The sequence below is a fragment of the Vibrio sp. 99-8-1 genome (genome assembly GCF_013114595.1).
Lineage (GTDB): Bacteria > Pseudomonadota > Gammaproteobacteria > Enterobacterales > Vibrionaceae > Vibrio.
The window spans coordinates 1-20,712 of the sequence record NZ_VTXE01000028.1 but is presented as its reverse complement, the minus strand read 5'-3'; the positions used below and the strand labels follow the sequence as shown (position 1 = coordinate 20,712).

The 20,712-nt window shown below is 43.0% G+C and carries 17 protein-coding genes; 3 read left to right on the top strand and 14 right to left on the bottom strand.

Annotated features, from left to right (window positions below; translation table 11 throughout):
- The first annotated feature begins 49 nt into the window (after nt 1-49).
- The gene (locus tag F0227_RS15305; RefSeq protein ID WP_171754117.1) at nt 50-1,210 is read left to right on the top strand and encodes a DUF1887 family protein; all 1,161 of its coding nucleotides are present in this window, start codon (nt 50-52) and stop codon (nt 1,208-1,210) included.
- Between the two features lie 123 nt (nt 1,211-1,333).
- Here the strand turns inward: F0227_RS15305 and udp are convergent, their stop codons facing one another.
- The 9 genes from udp to F0227_RS15260 all read right to left on the bottom strand — a co-directional run bounded on the left by udp (nt 1,334) and on the right by F0227_RS15260 (nt 12,444).
- Nucleotides 1,334-2,092, bottom strand: coding sequence for a uridine phosphorylase (udp, locus tag F0227_RS15300; RefSeq protein ID WP_171754116.1), 759 nt, complete (start codon nt 2,090-2,092; stop codon nt 1,334-1,336).
- A 256-nt stretch (nt 2,093-2,348) separates the two neighbouring features.
- Entirely contained in the window at nt 2,349-4,640 is a 2,292-nt protein-coding gene (locus F0227_RS15295) for a zinc/cadmium/mercury/lead-transporting ATPase (protein ID WP_171754115.1), read from the bottom strand.
- Nucleotides 4,641-4,711: 71 nt separating this feature from the next.
- Nucleotides 4,712-5,185 carry a response regulator gene (locus F0227_RS15290; protein ID WP_171754114.1) on the bottom strand — a complete coding sequence of 158 codons (474 nt, stop codon included), beginning with the start codon at nt 5,183-5,185 and terminating at the stop codon, nt 4,712-4,714.
- A gap of 1 nt (nt 5,186) precedes the next feature.
- Nucleotides 5,187-6,512, bottom strand: coding sequence for an ATP-binding protein (locus F0227_RS15285; protein WP_171754113.1), 1,326 nt, complete (start codon nt 6,510-6,512; stop codon nt 5,187-5,189).
- 3 nt (nt 6,513-6,515) lie between these two features.
- Nucleotides 6,516-7,934: an SLC13 family permease gene (locus F0227_RS15280; protein ID WP_171754112.1), complete on the bottom strand. Its 1,419-nt coding sequence runs from the start codon at nt 7,932-7,934 to the stop codon at nt 6,516-6,518.
- Nucleotides 7,935-8,119: 185 nt separating this feature from the next.
- Nucleotides 8,120-9,571 (bottom strand): MATE family efflux transporter, encoded by a 1,452-nt coding sequence (locus F0227_RS15275; RefSeq protein ID WP_171754111.1) that lies wholly within the window; start codon nt 9,569-9,571, stop codon nt 8,120-8,122.
- Between the two features lie 162 nt (nt 9,572-9,733).
- A complete protein-coding gene (locus tag F0227_RS15270; RefSeq protein WP_171754110.1) occupies nt 9,734-10,150 on the bottom strand; it encodes a CBS domain-containing protein in 417 nt (138 codons plus the stop codon).
- Between the two features lie 307 nt (nt 10,151-10,457).
- Complete coding sequence (locus F0227_RS15265) at nt 10,458-11,615, bottom strand: iron-containing alcohol dehydrogenase (protein ID WP_171754109.1); 1,158 nt, start codon at nt 11,613-11,615, stop codon at nt 10,458-10,460.
- Nucleotides 11,616-11,745: 130 nt separating this feature from the next.
- On the bottom strand, nt 11,746-12,444 hold the full coding sequence (locus F0227_RS15260) for a type 1 glutamine amidotransferase domain-containing protein (RefSeq protein WP_253822116.1): 699 nt from the start codon (nt 12,442-12,444) through the stop codon (nt 11,746-11,748).
- 155 nt (nt 12,445-12,599) lie between these two features.
- On the opposite strand from F0227_RS15260, the gene F0227_RS15255 reads away from it, so the two are divergent.
- Nucleotides 12,600-13,517: a LysR family transcriptional regulator gene (locus F0227_RS15255; protein WP_171754108.1), complete on the top strand. Its 918-nt coding sequence runs from the start codon at nt 12,600-12,602 to the stop codon at nt 13,515-13,517.
- Nucleotides 13,518-13,568: 51 nt separating this feature from the next.
- On the opposite strand, the gene F0227_RS21980 is transcribed toward F0227_RS15255, so the two are convergent.
- Nucleotides 13,569-14,888: an SEC-C metal-binding domain-containing protein gene (locus tag F0227_RS21980; protein WP_171754107.1), complete on the bottom strand. Its 1,320-nt coding sequence runs from the start codon at nt 14,886-14,888 to the stop codon at nt 13,569-13,571.
- A 478-nt stretch (nt 14,889-15,366) separates the two neighbouring features.
- Between F0227_RS21980 and F0227_RS15245 the strand changes: the two genes are divergently transcribed.
- Complete coding sequence (locus tag F0227_RS15245) at nt 15,367-16,539, top strand: D-alanyl-D-alanine carboxypeptidase family protein (protein WP_171754106.1); 1,173 nt, start codon at nt 15,367-15,369, stop codon at nt 16,537-16,539.
- Nucleotides 16,540-16,564: 25 nt separating this feature from the next.
- Here F0227_RS15245 and F0227_RS15240 read toward each other — a convergent pair whose 3' ends face one another.
- The 4 genes from F0227_RS15240 to pcaF form a co-directional block, all read right to left on the bottom strand.
- Nucleotides 16,565-17,161 carry a DapH/DapD/GlmU-related protein gene (locus tag F0227_RS15240; protein ID WP_171754105.1) on the bottom strand — a complete coding sequence of 199 codons (597 nt, stop codon included), beginning with the start codon at nt 17,159-17,161 and terminating at the stop codon, nt 16,565-16,567.
- A 26-nt stretch (nt 17,162-17,187) separates the two neighbouring features.
- Nucleotides 17,188-18,111, bottom strand: coding sequence for a PaaX family transcriptional regulator C-terminal domain-containing protein (locus F0227_RS15235; protein ID WP_171754104.1), 924 nt, complete (start codon nt 18,109-18,111; stop codon nt 17,188-17,190).
- Between the two features lie 124 nt (nt 18,112-18,235).
- On the bottom strand, nt 18,236-19,534 hold the full coding sequence (gene paaK / locus F0227_RS15230; protein ID WP_171754103.1) for a phenylacetate--CoA ligase PaaK: 1,299 nt from the start codon (nt 19,532-19,534) through the stop codon (nt 18,236-18,238).
- A 70-nt stretch (nt 19,535-19,604) separates the two neighbouring features.
- On the bottom strand, nt 19,605-20,712 hold a 1,108-nt coding region (gene pcaF, locus F0227_RS15225; RefSeq protein ID WP_171754102.1), incomplete at its 5' end, for a 3-oxoadipyl-CoA thiolase.

The following is a 20,712-nucleotide window of genomic DNA, read 5'->3' as shown; positions in this document are numbered from 1 at the left end:
TGGCTAGCAACACTCATAGACCAAACCTTATAATTAAAGAGGACGCACCATGACCGTTCACGTAGGCATTATTGATCAAGACCCGATACGTCTTATCACACCGCTGTTAGACAACCGTTCTTCTTGCCAACACATTATTTTCATTGGCGACAAATCTCAAGAAAGCATTTATCAACGTTTAGCAACCGTTTTAAGCCAACGCAATATCGATACCGAATTCTTTCAAATCTCTTCTATCGTAGATACTGCACTTATTCGTCAAGCTATTCACAACCTTGAAAACGACTTAGTAAAACGTGGTAAGTCCATCATGCTTAACGCTAGTTGTGGTTTACGACACCGTTTATTGACCGTTTATGAAATGTTTAGGCGCAACAATTGGGAAATTTTTGTTGTAGAACCAAACAGTGACAAAATTTGCTGGATATACCCTGAAGACGCCGCGGATGCTCAGTTACAAGATCATATTACCATTGATGATTATCTCACTGTATTTGGCGCAAGAGCAGAGTTTAACGAGCATGACCTGCCTGACCAACTTGACCAAAAATTGTATGAACTAGGGCAAAAATGGGCTGGGAACGCGCTCGAGTTAGGTCCCGGTCTGGCAACATTGAATTACCTCGCCACAACCTGTCGCAAAGAGCAAAAACTGGATGTCGGCTTAACGGAAAAACAGCAAGGTTATCGCGAACTCAATATGCTACTTTCTGATCTGGTTGACACCAAACTAGCGGCATATCAAAACGGTATTCTCACATTCGCAAGCGAAGATGCTAGACGATTCTCTAATGGAGAGTGGTTAGAAACACTGGTTCACAGCACGGTTAAACAGATCCAAGATGAATTACCAACCATTCAGGACCGTTCTCTAAACGTGCAGGTTTATCGTCAACTTGGTGAGCGAGAAGTTCGTAATGAACTAGATGTGGCCACCGTGGTAAACAATAAGCTCCATATAATAGAGTGTAAGACCAAAGGCATGCGTGACGATGGTGACGATACCTTATATAAACTGGAATCGCTACGAGACTTACTCGGTGGCTTACAAGCAAGAGCGATGTTAGTGAGCTTTCGTCCGCTGCGACACAATGATATTACCCGGGCGGAAGATCTTGGCTTGGCGCTCATTGGCCCCGACGAGCTAAAAAGCTTAAAGAGATATTTAACAGAATGGTTCTGTGAAGCTGGCGGCCACGAAGAGTTGTAATAATTTACTCAAACACGGGATAACTTAATAGAAATATAAGATATCCCAAGTTCGGTCAAATTAGCCCCATTAAAAAGGCCGATGCATAAATGCATCGGCCTTTTCTTTCAACTTAACAACAAGTTAGATCATTTTACGTGCTGCAGCAATTACAACTTCGATTGAACGAGTCTCTGTTGCTTTTAGTGTGGCATGATCTGGAATCTCTTTCTGTGTACGGTTAATAATAACACCCGCGACACAACCAGCTTGCAAACCAGAGCTTGCACACATTGTCAGTAATGTTGCAGATTCCATTTCAAAGTTAAGAACGCCCATATCTTGCCACTCTTGCATTGAGCCTTGGAAACGCTTAACAACACGGCCAGAGAATGTGTCATAACGCTCTTGACCAGGGTAGAAAGTATCACTTGATGCTGTCACACCCATATGAACCGTTGCACCTGTCTCTTCTACTGCTTCTTTCATTGCTGTAGCAACTTGGAAATCTGCAACCGCTGGGAATTCCATTGGAGCAAAGTGCAGGCTTGCACCGTCAAGACGAACAGAACCCGTGGTTACGATCATATCGCCAACATTCACGTCTTCTTGAATCGCACCAGTAGTACCAACACGTAAGAAAGTGCGAACACCACATTGAGCAAGCTCTTCAACGGCAATAGAAGTTGATGGGCCACCAATACCAGTAGAACATACGACTACTGATTTACCATCTAGCTCAGCTAGATAAACGTTATATTCACGATGGCTTGCAAGTTGTACTGGGTTATCCATCTCATTTGCAATTTTAGGCACGCGATCAGGGTCGCCCGGAATAATTGCAACAGTAGCGCCTTTAAGATCGGCTTCAGTAATACCTAGGTGAAAAACTGGTTGAGACATAGGTGGCTCCTTAAATTGGCAAATTTGATATTAGCCATTAATTAATTAATTACGGATAATAAACAACTTTAGCGGACAAACGACCAACAAATGGTGATACAAGTCACAAATTAAATTGTTATCACATTTGCAATTACATGAAAAACCGATTGGCATCACACTTTTTGTTCTATCTAATCAAGTTACACTGAAAGGATAGCAAGCATCTGAAATATTGCCTTTCAGATACTTGCTTTTTGTACCACTGACGAATGTGTTATTTCTTGCCGTATTTTAACAGTCGAAGCGCATTTAACGTGACTAATACGGTTGCGCCGCTATCTGCCAACACAGCGACCCACAACCCTGTAATACCAAACAAGCTGGTGACTAAGAAAACACTTTTAAGTCCCAATGCTAATGTGATGTTTTGACGAATATTCGTTAGCGTTGCTTTAGAAAGTTGAATGATAGCCGGTAACTCAACAAGACGATTATGTGTTAATGCCGCCTCAGCGGTATCAAGAGCCACATCGGTTCCTCCCCCCATGGCGATGCCTACCGATGCCGCTTTCATAGCAGGAGCATCATTGATGCCATCGCCAACCATCGCGACTTGTTGCTCTTTAGCGTAGTGTGCAATCGCGTCAACTTTGTCATTTGGAAGCAAACCTGCCTTGTAATCAATATCAATCTTGCTTGACATACCTTGCGCACTACGTTCATTGTCACCCGTTAACATAACCGTATTAATGCCAAGTCTTGTTAGCTCCTTAACCGCTTCTTTTGCATCACTTCTCAAGGTATCTTGCCAAGCTATAACACCAATGACTTGCTGATGCTCTAGAACATATACCACTGTTTTACCTTGCTGTTCTAACTGAGTCACTTGACTCGCCATCTCAGCGGTGACCTCTTGACTCATCTTACTTGGAGAGAGTACTTGATACTGCACGCCATCAATCTCTCCGGACAAGCCAATACCTATTAGTGCTTTTTTATTTTCGGCTTCTGGCAGTGTCACATTTTCGCTCCGCGCCTTTTTAACTAACGAGATCGCTAACGGATGAGAAGAGCCAACTTCAATCGCAGCTGCATGGGTTAATATATACTCCCTCTCTCTGCCATTTAAACCAACAATATCGGTGACCTGAGGCTTACCTTCTGTCAACGTACCGGTTTTATCAAATGCAACCATCTCTATACGGCCTAACGACTCTAACGCCGCTCCACCTTTAATGAGCGCCCCACGTTTTGCTGCTACCGCTAAACCAGAAGTAATGGCGGCCGGGGTAGAGATAACCAATGCACACGGACATGCAATCAACAGAAGTGCTAATCCTCTATAAATCCATGTTTCCCATGGTTGGGCAAATAACAAAGGCGGAGTAATGATCACCGCGGCGGCAAGCACCATCATTAACGGCGTATACCAACGACTAAACCTATCGAGAAATCGCTCTATAGGAGCTTTATGTGATTCCGCTTCTTCAATAAGGTGCAGAATTCGGTCAATAGCATTTTCACCTTGTTTCGATGTCACCGTTAGCCTAACCACGGTATCCACTACCACTGAACCGGCCATAACCTGTTCACCTGCACTGTGCTCTACAGGAATCGACTCCCCCGTCAACGCGCTTTCATCAAAACTGGCGTCAGACATAACAACACCATCCGCAGGAAGGCGACCACCCGGAGCAACCTCAATAACGTCATTGGGCTGTAGGCTCCCTGCGGCCACTTCAACTCGTTCACCATCCACAATTTTTATCGCTTGTTCTGGCACTAACGCCATCAAGGATTGAACACCACTGCGTGCACGAGCAGCGGCAAATGCTTCCAGTTTTTCACCTAAAAGAAATAGCAGTAAAACCATCGATGCTTCAATCGTCTCACCCAGATAGAGAGCACCTAGTGCGGCAACACTCATTAAGGTTTCTATAGAAAATGGTGACCCGTTTTTAGCCAGTTGCAGTGCTTTTTTTGAGATTGGAATCAGGCCAAGAAGACAGATAGCAACAAATGACCATTTGCTAAATTCGGGGAAACTACCTTGCAGGATAAATGACAGCACCATTGCCATCGCAAGGGCTATCACTTGAATATTTTCTTTAACAATGCCTTTAAGTGTAAAATCAACGTTATCAGGCTTGGCTGCCAAGGTATCAAGCAGTGAGAACCCAGTCTCTTTAACCACAGCCTCTATCGTTGTCGCGATAGATTTTTGATCCGTTTTTACCACCAGCTTCTCTGTCGCAAAAAGTACTTTTACTTGTTGAACACCTTCAATTTGATTCACGGCGGTTTCAACTTTTTTTGCGCAGGAGGGACAATCCATCCCTTCAACTTTCCAGTTAAATGTATATAGGGTATCTAAGCCGGAGCCGTCACTCTCCTCTTCTTGTTCCTCCACTTCTGAGCAACAAGACGAGACAGATTTGCTCGCGCAACACGAATCACTCTCTGATGTTGCCGCTTTGATTGATGAGATTTTTGGTGAGCTGCAAGAGTCAGCTGCTATTTTGCTGGTGCTGTTTTTAGACAAACAGTCGATATGTTTTGTGCACATATTTCTTCCTTAAGTTATCGAAAACAACTTAAGCTTAAACCCTAGAGTAGACTCTAGGGTCAAGTATTTTTTTAGCGCAATCTTTGCAGTACCACAGCTTGGTCTAACTCATTTTGATAATCGGTATAATCCAGCCCGTTATCAAAAATATATTCTGTTACCAGTGTCTTTACACGTTGTTGTAGTACTTCTGCGCTCCACGGTTTCTCAAAATAGCTCTCAATTCTCGCTAAATTGATTGCCGTAATCGTATCTTGATGAGTTGCTTGTCCAGTTAGCAGGATTTTTTTTGTGGTCTTAAATCTTGCATCTTGAGAGATTTCGGTAAGAAGCTCAACACCCGTTTTACCAGGCATAACATGATCGGATATCACCAATGCAACAAACTCACCGTCTGCATCAAAATCGTCCATCAGCTCCAACGCTTCATCTGCGGATTCGCAATCTTCTATGTTTAGCCATGAACTAAGTGGTTCAAGATCTTGCAACACTGCACTCAGTACTTCTCGCTGATCATCAACACAAATCAGATTTAACTTCTCCATACTATTCCTCTACAGGTAATTTTATTCTGAAGATGGTTTTTTCAGCACTGCTTTTCACCGCAATACTGCCACCATAGCCACTCACAATTCTTTTCACGATAGAGAGCCCAAGTCCCAGCCCAAATGATAACCCGCCTTTCTTGGTGGTAAAATTTGGCTGAAAAATTTTTCGTCTGGTCGCTTCATCTATTTCAGGACCATTATTGCTAACCGTGATTAGAATGCGCTTATTTGTATAACGTGTAGCAATTTCTATTTCTGCATCAGCAGTTTTTTCCATCGCGTCACACGCATTTTTTAATATATTAGCCCACACCTGAACCAGTTCAGTTGATGAGCCCTTAAAAGTAGGCAATGTTGCTGGACTTAAATGAACCGACACTCTTCTTAAGTCACTTTGAAGCAGTGCAATTGCCTTATTAATGGTTTGATTAACATCGAGGTACTCATCGCTATCAAAATCCATTCGACCCAGTTGTTTTACCGACTTAACAATACCTACTGAATGCTTTGCCGCTAGCCTCAAATCATGTAGATCTCGGCCAATCTGCCAGTAACGAACAGCATCTTTGGGGTTTTGTAACCAATGGTCAGATATCTCACCCGTCGGTACGGCTCGTGCTAACTCTTTTGCCGCCTCTCTAGGAAGAAGAAGTGTTTGCTGCAACTCTTTAGCTCGTTGTCGTACTTGCTGAGAACTGGCTGTTTGCCCCTGAGTAAGCCCTTGAATAAGGAAACTGTTCGCGTCAGGGTGCAACTCTTGTAAAAGATCAACCACGATATTTTGCATACGCTCAGTTTTGCTACTCAACACACCAACCGCATTGTTCAGTTCATGAGCTATACCCGCCGCGAGCTGTCCTAGCGTGGTCATCTGTTCCGCACTGTGTAACTTTTGTAACGCCTTCTCTTTTGCTATCGCCTCCTTCATTACCCGCTTTTGACGACGAGAAAGTTCAGAAACAATCACTGGAATAAATTGCGACGTTAGAGGGCCGTATTTGTCCGGCTCTACAACAGGAGTCGCCAGATCAATCCACGCCAGTTCCACATCGGTTTTAGCAATAACCGTCGATGACGCAACCACGGTTTCAGAAAAAAAACTGTGCACGCCAATAAAAGCGCCACTCACCGCGGTAAACACCTTGGTATCCTTCATCGACTCGTCATCTACAACGAAACCTTCAAGCTCTCCACTCAACACATAATAGAGTCGATCATTATGGGCATTTTGCTTTAATACCGTCTCTCCCGCTGTCACCGACAACCGGCGCTCTGACTGACTAAAATAGCGGGAGATGAGTCGCTCTAATGTTGCTTGTTCCATATGTTAACCAATAAATCCGACCACATTTAACAACCATACAAGCACAAAGCTGCCTAAAACACCAACCACTCCCATAACAACACCAACACGCGCCATTTGGCTACTTTCGACATTACCTGTGGCGTGGGCTAATGCATTCGGTGGAGTACTAATAGGTAATGACATACCAAGAGAGGCAGCAAAGGTCACTACGAGAATTAGCGTCATCTGTCCACCCAATGGAGCAAGGGAAGTCATAGAGGCGCCTAATGCAGCCATTATTGGCATTAGCAGGTTAGCGGTAGCGGTGTGAGACATAAAGTTTGCCATGGTTAAGCATAAGAATGCGGCACCAAACAACACAATATAAGGAGAGAATTCGTCAAATGGTATGCTGTGTACCATCAAACGAGCCAAACCCGTTTTATCTAGAGCCAAGCCTAACGCGATACCACCGGATACCAGCCAAAGTACATCCCAAGAAATTTTCTTCAGATCTTCCTTATTGATAATGCCAGTAATGGAGAAAATCGCGACGGGTATCAAAGCCACGGTATACGAGTTCATACCATGTCTAGAGCCCATCAACCAGAGCAGTATGGTTAAACCGAAGGTGATATAAACGGTAATGGCTTTTGGCGTTTTAAGAAATTTGCCTTTAATATTCAGTTCAATGCGCTGCTGTTCAGCACCGTATAAGCGATTAATCAATAACCAGGCTAAGGCCATCATTATCACCACAAATGGCACACCAAATGTCATCCATTCACCAAAGGTGATCAGGCTATCTCCAACCAAATATTTTAATGCGATGGCATTAGGCGGCGTACCTATTGGTGTACCAATGCCACCAATATTAGCCGCGACAGGAATGCATAAAGCAAAGGCGATGCGTCCGGGGTCTTTAGGGCCAAATACTGCTATAACAGGCGTCAATATCGACAACATCATTGCGGTTGTTGCGGTGTTGGACATAAACATTGAGAATATGCCCGTTATCAACATCAAACCTAACATAACAAACTTAGGATCTTGACCAAAAGGTTTTAACAACACTCTGGCTAAGTTAACGTCTAAACGATATTTGGTCGCTGCCATCGCCAGAAAAAAACCACCAAGAAACAGCATAATGATAGGACTTGCAAAGGTTGCCATTATGTCTTTGTAACTAAGAAGAGTACCAAAGTCAGCTTGGTCTTGGCCCAACTTGAACAAAATAAAGCCTTTGTCTGAAAGCATTAACAGTTCAAGAACAATGATCACCACAGATGTTGCATAGATAGGAATAGGCTCAAAAACCCAGCAGAGCGCCGCTAACAAGAAAATGGCGATAACACGTTGTTGAATAACCGTCATTCCCTCAAAAGGAAAAGCAGAGAGTGGCAAAATAAGGATAAATAACGGAATGATTAAAGGGATAAGATACTTAAGGTACTGACGCATAACAAATCAAATTTCCAACTTAAAATTTCAAAAAATTAAATCGGCACAAGGCCGATAGGTCTAACTTCATTATGTTGTATATTGTTCATGCAGTTTTTGGTTATAGATCAAACTTCACAAATGTTCTCGATAAAATTCTTTAAAAATCCAACTAAACATGACCTACATCAGCAATTGCTAACCTGCTACTCCATTAGATCTTGTTGTTTTATAGGGATTTCTTTAGTAGATACACATTCGGAAGAGCAAAATGGCGTCATAGTGACACTACGGGTTGCCGGGTCTTCCTCTTCCAACTCAATATCGAGATGCTGATCAAGGTCCGCTATATGCTTACGAAGAACCATGATGCCTAAAACACCAAACAGCACGCTACCGACCGCTTGTCCATAGATCACACCAAGAGCACCAAACCACTCGGCGCCAAAATATACAAACGGCAAAGTTCCTAACGTCGCTTTACCCAAGTTCAACATGGTCGAATAAAAGGGCTTACCTAAATTATTAAACGATGCATTGGCGACAAATAGCGCACCATTGAAAACGAAACTGATAGAGACATAACTACAAAACGCAATCACGATAACAGCAGCATCCCCAGTCAAGCTAAAACTATCCACAATCAACCCTTGCAGAAGGTACAAGAGTATTGATACCAGCACGCAATATATCGTGACAAACAGTAACGAGTTATTCAGCGTGTCTTTTACTCGATCAAAGCGTTCTGCCCCAAAGTTCTGCCCGATAATAGGGCCAACGGCTCCGGATAAAGCAAAGATAACGGCAAACGCCACTGGCATTAATCGCCCTATTACCGCAAAACCTGCGACGTAATCTTCACCAAACTGAGCAATGCTACTGGTCACAATCGCATTACCGATTGGAGTCGCTGTATTGGTAATAATGGCGGGGATACCTATGGCTAAAATTGCGCTGAAATTGATTTTGATAGAGGCCAATGTCGGCATTGCCACCAAGTTATGCACTTTGATTAATGGGTAGAGAGAGAAAAATAGCACCGTGAATCGGGCAATTACAGAGGCTATCGCGGCACCTTCAACATTCCAGTTAAATCCAAATATAAAAATTGGATCCAAAATAGCATTAACAATGCCTCCAGATAATGTCGCCCACATAGAACGCTTTGCATCTCCCGCCGCTCTAAGTCCTGCCCCAGAGGCCATCGCCAACGCAATCACTGGACTACTTGGTAATAAAATGGACAGATACGCTTCTGCTCTCTCTGCGGCATAACCTTGTGCGCCAATGGCAGAAAGCAATTCTGGAATATAGACAAACATAACGGCGGTAACCGCGACACTGATGATGAATGAAACCGAAAGTGTGCTAATAACCAGTTCACGCGCTTTATCTCGCTGTTTAGCCCCTAGAGCTCGCGAAACAAGCGCTCCCATCGCGATAGATAGCCCAATACACACCGAGGTTGAGAAGAAAATAAGGGTGCCTGCAAAGCCGACCGCTGCAGCCAGCTCCACCTGTCCCAACATACTAATAAACATCATGTCGAGAAGGTCAACGACAAACAGCGCCATTAAACCGATGGAAGCGGTTCCTGACATCACCAATATATGCCGCATGGTTGATCCTTCAACAAATTTGGCCGTTTGTGCTGTCATATAAAGCTCCCATTATGGATGACATGGTAGTCGGTTGCTGCGCCTGTTAACTATTAGGCCAACAACTCATTTTCTCGCTTATTGAAACGAGTATTCAGAGGAATATTAAAACCGAAGAGTAGTAAAAAAGGCGCTATTAGCGCCTTTTATTAATCATTTAGTTTACACGGGTCGTTTGAAACAGTCATCAAGAGAGTGGCCTATTGCCTTAAGAACATCACGTCGGGTAATAATACCGAGCAATTTATTGTTATCGACTACGGGATACACTTTAGGTTTGCCTATTTTCATTAGTGAAGCAAGTTCAATGATGCCCATCTCAGGTGTCACCGAGAGTACTTCTTGATACATACAGTCGCTAACAATATGAGTATCCTGACAGTGGTAACTTACTTTAACTAATTTCTCTAGCAAGTCTTGCTCTGACAAAAAGCCTATGACGTCTCCATCAGTATTTACAACCGGGCCACCCATGTGCTCTGAGCGAATAACTTTATCTAGTGCCGCGGTCAAAGACATCTCTGGAGTGAAGGTTACTGCTCGTTTATCCATAAAGTCTTTTACTTTTAAAGCATCCATTGGTGATCTCCTTTATACCCAATTGTGATTTCTTTCCGTCAATCAAACGTGACTGTTTAAAAGACATACTGTAATTGTTGTCTAATTTCTTGATTTTACTAAATGGATTTAAACAATTTTATTGATAGGCATAGTCTATCAATAGAAAAAACCATCAGCTGCCCTTTAAAAATGGGCTTTTGGCTCTTAAATATTTTCACTATTAAAAATTCAGAGCAACAAACTTTATCGATAAAAAAAGCCACTAAAACTCATTTAGTGGCTTTTTTGAACGCCAATTAGCTTGGCCATCCAATCAGATAACGCTTTATAAGGCGGTTTGCAGTATTTTACGACTCACTTCAAGGGTAATGTCACCATGCTCACCCAAAGCTAACATCTGATGGGCTTCTAGGTTTTGTACAAGCTCATCAATATGAGACGCATCTAGCTCGACATCAGAAAAACGTACTGGCACATCCATCGCTTTGAAGAACTGTTCTGTCTTAGCAATAGCTTCAGCAATGATCTCGTCATCACTACCCTGAGTGATACCCCAGACATTTTTACCGTACTGCAGCAACTTATCGCCTTTTTGATCTATTTTCACTTTCATAATCGCCGGAAGGACAATAGACAGAGTACGAGCGTGATCGATTCCATGAGCCGCGGTAAGCTCATGACCAATCATATGAGTTGCCCAATCTTGAGGTACACCAGCACCAATCAAGCCGTTCAGCGCCATAGTTGCAGACCACATAATATTAGAACGAACATCAATATCATTTTTGCTCTCTTCAGCAAGGGCCTTAGGTCCTTCTTCTATCAAGATTCTTAACAAACCTTCAGCAAAACTGTCTTGCACTTTGCCGTTCACTGGATAAGTAAGGTACTGCTCCATAATATGCACAAATGCATCCACAACACCGTTTGAAACTTGGCGAGGTGATAGCGATAACGTGGTGGTTGGATCCAGAACTGCAAACGCTGGACGAACTAACGGGCTACCAAATGCCAGCTTATGGTCATCTCTTGTCACTACAGAGCCACCGTTACTCTCTGAACCGGTCGCTGGAAGCGTCAATACCGCACCAATTGGCAAAGCTTTTTTAACCGCAAGTTGTTGAGTGATAATATCCCAAGGATCGTCACCATCAAAACAGGCCGCTGCAGAGACAAACTTAGTGCCATCAACCACAGAACCACCGCCCACAGCCAGTAGATAGTCAATACCTTGCTCTTTAATTAACGCGACGGCCTTCATTAACGTATGGTATTTAGGGTTAGGCTCTATGCCGGAAAACTCGAACAGATTGTGCTCTGACAAAGCACTTGTTACCTGATCGTACACGCCATTTGATTTAATGGATCCGCCGCCATAGAGAAGAAGCACTTTTGCATCTAGCGGGATCTCTTCCTTCACTTTTTGAATTTGCTCAGGACCGAAGTGAATTCGAGTAGTATTTTGAAAGCTGAAATTTAACATATGACCTTCTTATATTGACTAGCTTATTTTGACGAAATGAATGTAACCATAAAGCAGCGTATAAAAGTACGCTACTCTGTTTATATACAATCAAACTATCGAATGTACGACAGTTGATCATCAGAAAACTTTACTCTTGTAACAAAACCAATAATTTTTCTGCGGCTGATTCTGAACTTGCCGGGTTTTGTCCTGTGACAATTAAACCATCATGAACCACAAATGAGTTCCAGTCACTTACCTTTTGATACTCAGCTCCCTGTTTCTTTAGTTCGTCTTCTAATAAGAAAGGAACGATATCACTCAGCTGTACGGCGTCTTCTTCACTATTGCTAAATCCGGTTACCGCTTTGCCTTTAACAACGGGTTCACCATCGCTGGTTTTGGCGTTAAGCAATACCGCACTAGCATGACACACTGCAGCGACAGGTTTATTACTGTCAAGGAAGGACTCAATCAGCGAAATTGAGTGGCTGTTTTCCGTTAAGTCCCATAAAGGACCATGACCACCAGGATAAAACACCGCATCAAATTGCTGGCTAGAAACATCGGCTAATTTCAAGGTAGACGCAAGCTGTTGCTGAGCCGTCGTATCGGCATCAAAGCGTTTCGTTGCTTCTGTCTGAAAATCGTCTAACTCACTTTTAGGGTCGATAGGCGGTTGCCCACCAGCAGGAGAGGCTAATGTCACGTCTATACCTGCATCAATAAATGCGTAATAAGGTGCGGCAAACTCTTCTACCCAGAAACCTGTTTTCTCTCCAGTATCACCAAGATCTTGGTGTGACGTTAGTACCATCAATATTTTTTGCTTATTCGACGTTGTCATAATGCTCTCTCTTATAGTTCTGACTGACTTAAATTGCTGACTTACTTTCTATAAGCAAACTATATTACCGTAAGTAAATTTAGACAATGAGGCATAAATCAACTACATTGATTCAATAATTGAACCAATAATTGAACCAATAAAAGAGATTGATGATGCTTTTCTCGTTTGAACAGTTAAAAAGCATGGTGGTATTCACTCATGTGGTAGAGCAAGGCAGTTTTAGTGCGGCAGCAAGGCAGATCGAATTATCTCGGACGGTAGTCAGTTATCACATAAAAAAACTGGAAGATAATTTAGGGGTAACCTTGATCAATCGCTCAACCCGCAGTCTGTCATTAACGGAAGCGGGCAAAGCCTACTATGAAAGCTGTCGAGTGATTGCCGAACAAGCACAGTCGGCACAAAGCAAAATGGAAAACTTTAAACGAGAACCTGAAGGGTTAATTAAGATCACCTGCCCGGTCAACGTTGGTTTACAAATCATTGTTCCAGCTCTCAATGACTTTAAAGAGCAGTTTCCCAAAATCGAACTCGATGTGATGCTGTCTGATGATGTGGTCAATATTATCCAAGATGGATTTGACCTCGCCATTCGAGGTGCACCACTCCCCGACTCGGCATTACAAGCCACTAAGCTATCCACTTTACCAACCTGTTTATGTGGAGCACCCAGCTATTTCAGCAAACACGGTAGACCAACCACGCCAACCGAGTTAGATAACCACCAATGGGTTCTATACAAACTCGCGTCCAACACCATAGAACTCACTAAAGGTACTCGATCTTTTCGCGTTAAGCCTAAGGGAACAATCTCGACCAATAATGCTGCTGCCCGCACCGCCTTTGTTGAAGGGGGCCACGGCATAAGCCGTATTCCGACTTACGATGTCAACGAAAAACTCAAACAAGGTACCTTAGAAGCGGTAATGACTGACTATCAGCTGCCACACATCAACGTATTTGCTGTCTTTCCTCCGAGAGGATCGGAGTCTAAAAAGTTAAGGGTGCTTATTGACTACTTAAAGCAGTATTTTGTCAAAAGAGATAGTGAGCAAAATCTAAATTTTTGAAGTCCCACTCAATTGAGTATTATCTCTGTTTTTCTATTTAAAAACAACATATTAGTTAACACTTGCATAACAACATTTTTTATATTTTTTGCCTGAGCCACATGGACATGGATCATTACGACCCGGCAGCGCATTTTGCGCCGTCGAGGTTAACTGTGTGGAGAGATAGAAATCACGCATCGAGTTAAGCTCAACTTCTTTAATAAATTGATAAGCAGATAAGCTGCCTTTTTGCATAGCCAACTTAGCTAATTCAAGCCCTTTTTTCCGATCCATCGTCCTGCCAAAGCCATTATAATAAGCGGCTCCCATAAGACCAAGGCATTGAACCGAGCTCTGCTTCAATCCTTTCTCAATATAGTACAGCGCTTTTGAATTATCCGGCTCAACCGCTTTACCTTCTGAATAGTATAAAAACAAGCCACACAATCCGTTGTCATCCAACTGTTCTGCTGCTTGAATCAGCAAGGCTTTGGCGCTTTTATACTGCCCTTCTTCATAAAGCGCATTACCAAGAAACCCGGCAGATTTACTATGACCTTGATCGGCAGCAAACTCTAATATGGTCAACGCATTGGCGACTTGGTTCTCCATGACGCCACTGGTAAGCAACACTCGACAATAATTAAACAGAAGATCTAATTGATGGCCTTCCAAATCACTGAGTTGAGGCAACGGCTGCGAAAAGTCATTAAAGTCGATGCTAACATCAGAGCAACTCAGTTTAAACGCCGTTTCATAACAGTTAATCGCACCGCGATAATGGCTTAGCAATAACTGCATATTTTGCGCTTCATTTTCTCGCAACTTATGATGAATAATTATCGCGTCGGTTATCATGGCCTCATAGGCTAATCCTGCTCTAAAATGGGTGTCCCAGTTTATTGAGGTTAACGACTCTAAAATAATCTCACTATTTTGTGCCATGGCCACCGCAGTAGAAGTAACCTCTAGCACCTCTTCTCCGCGGATGGCAAAATGACAAAACTTAAGACAACTCACTAAGCAAGCATTCGTTTCAGCGATCCGCTGAACAATCGTCTGTTTATTGTCAAATTTACCTTCATCATCACTTCCATGATGAGCACCATTGTTGGCATTTTCTCTAATTGTTGACAGCTGTTGAGCAAACTCAGCATCAATAAAATTGTGTTGTTGCAGAAATTGGATTTTCTTCCATAAGCTATTCTTAGACGAAAAAGGTTGCTGATGATGATGAATCAATACGTCACAAATACACTCAGCGGCTTTTCGATACTGAATTAGCGCATAATCTGGGATCGAAGCCCCATAACGTAGCGCACTGGTATAGTAGCCCTCAATACGAGGATCGATACTCTGGCACAATGCGATATCTGTATAGCTGCTCAATCTACTGGTTCCTTTATTCTCATCCACCTTTCGTCACTCAACAACTCAGTATTGTACGGATAACCTTGAAAGGGATAGCTATTACTTGATTCATCTTTACTAAACCGATTTACTAAACCAAATGGATTAATGTCGCTGTGAATCCTGCATTTTAAAGCGATTCAAGTATATCAGTACTGCAAAATATAACCTAAACCGTTAGGTTATTTCCCTTTAGTAAAACAGACATCTGACTTGTTACTAAGATTTTTATTCGAATCTGTATGCAAGCATATGAAAAATAACGCACAACATCGTCATTAACTGTTAGTATTTACTATGATTAAGGTTAACAGCCTCAAGTCTAAGCGATGATTCTTGCCGTAGAATGACTATGCCTTCAAATCAGTGCCTTGATCAGCAGCCAATAAATTCTCGCTGAACAAGCACCTTGAGGTCACTTGAGTATATGTTTATCACCCTTATAAAGGAAAATGGGATGAGATATAACATCAAATCCATGGTTTTAGCCATTGCCATTGCGCTTCCTATGCCTGCGCTGTCTATTACCATTCCAGAACCGCCAAAACTCTCTTCAGACAATTATATATTGATGGATTACTTATCAGGGGAAGTTCTCGCCTCATCAGGGCAAAATCAACCATCCGCCCCCGCGAGTTTTACCAAATTAATGACCGCTTATCTTGTTGGACAAGAGATCAGCGCCGGTCGCCTGCATTGGCAAGACAAGGCGACCGTGAGTGTTAATGCTTGGTCAATGAAGTTTCCCAACTCTTCAAAAATGTTCATTCAACCCAAAGATGAAGTCGAAATTGAGAATTTACTCAAAGGGGTTATTGTACAATCCGGTAACGATGCTTGCGTGGCTCTGGCAGAACATATCGCAGGAAACCAGACCGCTTTTATAAAATTAATGAATGAAAAAGCCAAAGAAATTGGCATGAAGAATACACATTATGTCAATGTGCATGGACTGGACGGAGATGGCAACCGGACAACCCCATACGATACGGCACTACTTATGCAGCGTATAATTAAAGATACGCCAGAGGTATATCATTTATATAAGATTCGCAATTTTACTTGGAACAAAATAACTCAATACAATCGTAACAAGTTGCTGTGGGATAAATCGCTAAAAGTGGACGGAGGCAAAACAGGTTACACTCGCAGTGCTGGATATGGTTTAACCGCTTCTGCCAAAGAGGGCAGACTTAGATTAATCTCCGTCATCATGGGAACCGATAGCAAAAGGTTACGTGTCGAAGAGACCCGCAAACTCTTGTCGTATGGATTTCGATTTTTCGACACTAAAAGCTTTGCCAAAGAGAGCCGCCCTTTAACATACAGCGTGGTCTGGAAAGGCGAGAAAAGTAAAGTGTCTCTTGGCGTGAATAATGATGTGTATATCACTCTTCCTAGAAAGCAGATCGAACATACCACACGAGTCATTGAGATAGATGAACCTCTGGAAGCACCGCTATCAAAAGGGCAAGTTGTTGGTGTTGCAAAATGGCAAGTTGAAGGTGAAACGGTTTACAGTACGCCATTGGTAACCAAAGAAGCCATACAACCCGCATCATGGTTTGGACGAACCATAGATAGCATCCGCTTATTTTTCAGTTCAATAATGAGCAAGTTTTCCGACTAAACTCCAGAAAAAACGCTGAGATAGATTAACTAGGGTCTTTAATAGTATGGTGAATATCCCATGAGACCGTTTTTCTATCTGGCTCTATCTGACGAAGAGGCTCAACCTGTTTTAACTCGCTGTGACTACGTTCAGCAAGACGTTGATACAGTTTAGTGCCTCTCTCTTTCCAACTTAACTCTTTGTCGGTCACTTCCCTTATCACACGAGCAGGACTACCAATAATCATACTTCTCGACTCATATTGGCTTTTGGTTTTTACAAAGCTATTGGCACCAACAATCGATTCTTTTCCTATTCGAGCTAAATCCATCACAACTGCATTCATGCCAATGAGTGTGTTCTCTTCTATATAGCAGCCGTGAATAATAGCACCGTGGCCAACATGAACATTCTGTTCCAGTACCGTCTCTTCACCTGGAAAACCGTGCATAACACAATTGTCTTGAATATTGGCACCGCGCCTAACAATCAAGCGCCCAAAATCGCCCCGAAGCACAGCTAACGGGCCGACATAGACATTCTGTTCAATAATGACATCACCAATAATTTCGGCACTAGGATGCACAAAAGCACTGGAGTGGATCACGGGTGTTACCCCAGCGAATTGATAAATAGGCATGATTCCATCCTTAGAAATATTTGCGCCTAGCTTAATCCGCCAAAGCGAATATAGTAATTAGGAGACGGCATCGGCAGTTTTCCATTTGCCGTTTCACTGTTCTCCATTAGATACGTCAACGCTTTAGCGTGCACTTTATGATAGACATTAATCGCCATCTGCTCGGCCTTCTTCCTTGGCCAATCTTGCGGCAGTAGTGCCGCGGGCAAATCTGGATCTCTAACGATAATCCGACGATAAAAATGGATAACCAGCAAGCGCATTTTAAAAGCATTCGCGTGACTAATTTCATTTTTATCGCTGCTATTTAAAACCTGCCATATCGGTTCAAATAAGCCAATGAAATCGTTATATTCCTGCTCAATACGTTGTAAATCCCAAGCTTGGCTGACCATATCTCTCAACGTACTGCTGTCATTTGAAAAAAGCTCTGCCTGTTGGAATATTTTCGCAGAAGGTAGTTTTTCGGTTATTTGCTGCTTAATTTCTGGCGTCAGTTGTTGAAGGTCAGGCTGAATAAAAAAATCTTTATCAAATAGACCAAAGCCTTTGTGCTGCAAATAACGGACTTGTGCTTTATTGCTATGTGTTGGGCCTAAATCGGTATGGATCAGATTCCAGCGGTTATTCCATTCTGGACTATCGGAGTGGTATATTTTTTTATTGGCAACCAACATTTCGTTGTATCGCTCCGGCTCTAAGTAGTAATAGCTTTTTCGCCCCTCTTTAGAAACCGTTAACCATTCATCTTTATGCAACCGAAACACTGAAGAGCGTACAACACGTTGATTAAAACCTAATGTTTCCATCAAGTGAATCAGTGAACCTAACCAAATACCACCACCACAAGTCCACAGATAATCACCGTAAAAAGAGACAATCAAGGAAGTGCCACTAATGGATTGATGACTCTTCATCTGGTCAAAAAAAATGTCTAGTTCTTTGTTCAAGATAACTCCATTTAGAACAAGGGAATAAATTAATCGCTTAATAATGCTAGTTCGCGATTTATTGTCAACTACTCAACACACAAATGCCCCTGCTTACAGAGACATTTGTGCGGTTTTACTGAGTTTAGTTACGAAGATCTCGAACTCGCACAGCTTTACCTTCTGAACGTGGTATGCCATCAACAGGAAGCAAATCGATGGTTGTGGAAATACCTATCATAGATTTAACCTGATGCTGCAATTTAGCGGTAATTTGAACAGCATCATCAAGGAAAATGTTGTCTTTCACTTCAATCAATACGACTAAATGGTCCAAGTTCCCTTTACGAATAACTTCCAGCTGATAGTGCGGGCTAAGTTGCTCGATTTGAAGAATCTGCTCTTCAATTTGAGAAGGGAAGACATTCACACCACGAATAATCAACATATCGTCACTACGACCGGTTATTTTATCCATTCGGCGCATCGGTCTTGCGGTACCCGGCAACAGTCGAGTTAAGTCTCGTGTACGATAACGAATGACGGGCATCGCTTCTTTTGTTAGCGAGGTAAAGACCAACTCTCCATGTTCACCATCCGGCATAACCAATCCAGAATTCGGGTCTATCACTTCTGGATAAAAGTGGTCTTCCCAGATGGTTGGGCCATCCTTTGTTTCTGCGCACTCCATTGCAACACCGGGTCCCATCACTTCAGATAGCCCATAAATATCGAGTGCGGTAATGCCTAATCTCTGTTCGATCTCTTTACGCATCTCGTTAGACCAAGGCTCAGCCCCGAAAATACCCACTTTAAGAGAACATTGTGATGCATCCCCATCTGGGTAGCTTTTCTCCAGTTTATCCAGCAAGTTTAAGCAATAAGAAGGCGTGACCATGATGATTGATGGTTTAAAGTCCTCAATCAGCTGAACTTGCTTTTCCGTTTGTCCTCCAGACATTGGAATCACAGTTGCGCCAAGCTTCTCTGCACCATAATGCGCACCTAGGCCTCCGGTGAATAACCCGTAACCATAAGCAATATGAATGATGTCTTTTGCACTTCCCCCTGCTGCACGAATCGATCGAGCAACGATAGACGCCCAAGTATCAATATCATTTTGAGTGTATCCAACTACAGTTGGTTTTCCTGTTGTGCCAGATGAGGCATGAACACGCGCCACATCTTGCATTGGCACCGCAAAAGTACCAAATGGGTAATTTTCACGTAAATCTTGTTTAGTGGTATATGGGAACTTGTTAATGTCCTCAAGACATTTAAAATCCGACGGATGAACCCCGGCCTCATCAAACTTTTTGATGTACATAGGCGAGTTTTTGTACGCGTGTTCTAATGTCCATTTCATACGTCTAAATTGCAGCTCTCGCAATTCTTCAATAGAAGCCGTTTCTATACCTTCCAATGTATTTGAAAAGTTAACCATGCTTGTTTCTCCTCAGAAATCCTTTTGTGTTTAACCACTGACTTACCACGTCTTTTTCTGTTTTAATTATTCAGACGTTCTCTATGATCATGGCAATTCCTTGCCCAACTCCTACGCACATACAGCACAGTGCATATCTAGCTTGTTTTCTTTTTAGCTCGTTACACGCAGCCATAACGATTCTGGCGCCGCTCATACCTAAAGGATGACCTAATGCAATAGCTCCCCCATTGGCATTAACATGCGCAGCATCATCGGGAAGTGCTAACTCACGCATAACCGCTAAGGCTTGCGAAGCAAACGCTTCGTTTAACTCGATAACATCCATGTCAGCAATAGATAGACCCGCCATCTCAAGCGCTTTTTTTGCAGCTGGTGCAGGTCCAATTCCCATTACAGCGGGTTCAACCCCAACGGTAGCGGTCGCGATCACTTTCGCTTTTGGCGTTAGTCCAAAACGTGTCACTGCATCATCATTCGCAAGCAACAGCGCAGCAGCACCATCATTGACTCCAGATGAGTTACCAGCGGTTACCGACCCTTGCTCTGCAAATGGCGTTCTCAGTGCAGACAACTGTGCTAACGTTGTTTGCGGTCGAGGATGTTCATCTTCAGTCACCACGAGGGCATCACCCTTTCGTTGTGGAATTGACACTGAAACGATCTCTTGCGCCAAGATGCCAGACTCTTTTGCTTGTTGTGTTCGTTGCTGACTGCGCAGTGCATAGGCATCCTGATCTTCACGACTAATGCTATAGCGATTTGCCACATTCTCCGCGGTTTCAGGCATAGAATCGGTTCCATACTTGGCTTGCAAAGCAGGGTTAATAAAACGCCAGCCTATGGTGGTATCAAATAGCTGCCCATCTCGAGCAAACGCCGACGTTGCTTTGTTCATTACGTAAGGTGCGCGAGACATGGACTCGACGCCCCCCGCGAGCATTAAAGATGCTTCTCCCGCTTTAATGGTTCGCGATGCATGGCTGATAGCATCCATTCCTGAGCCGCACAATCGATTCATTGTTGTTCCCGAGACATTGACGGGTAAGCCTGCCAGCAACAACGACATTCGTGCTACATCACGGTTGTCTTCACCCGCTTGGTTGGCGCAGCCTAAAACAACATCGTCGACTTGAGTCCAATCAATGGCCGGATAGCGTTCCATCAAGGCTTTTAAC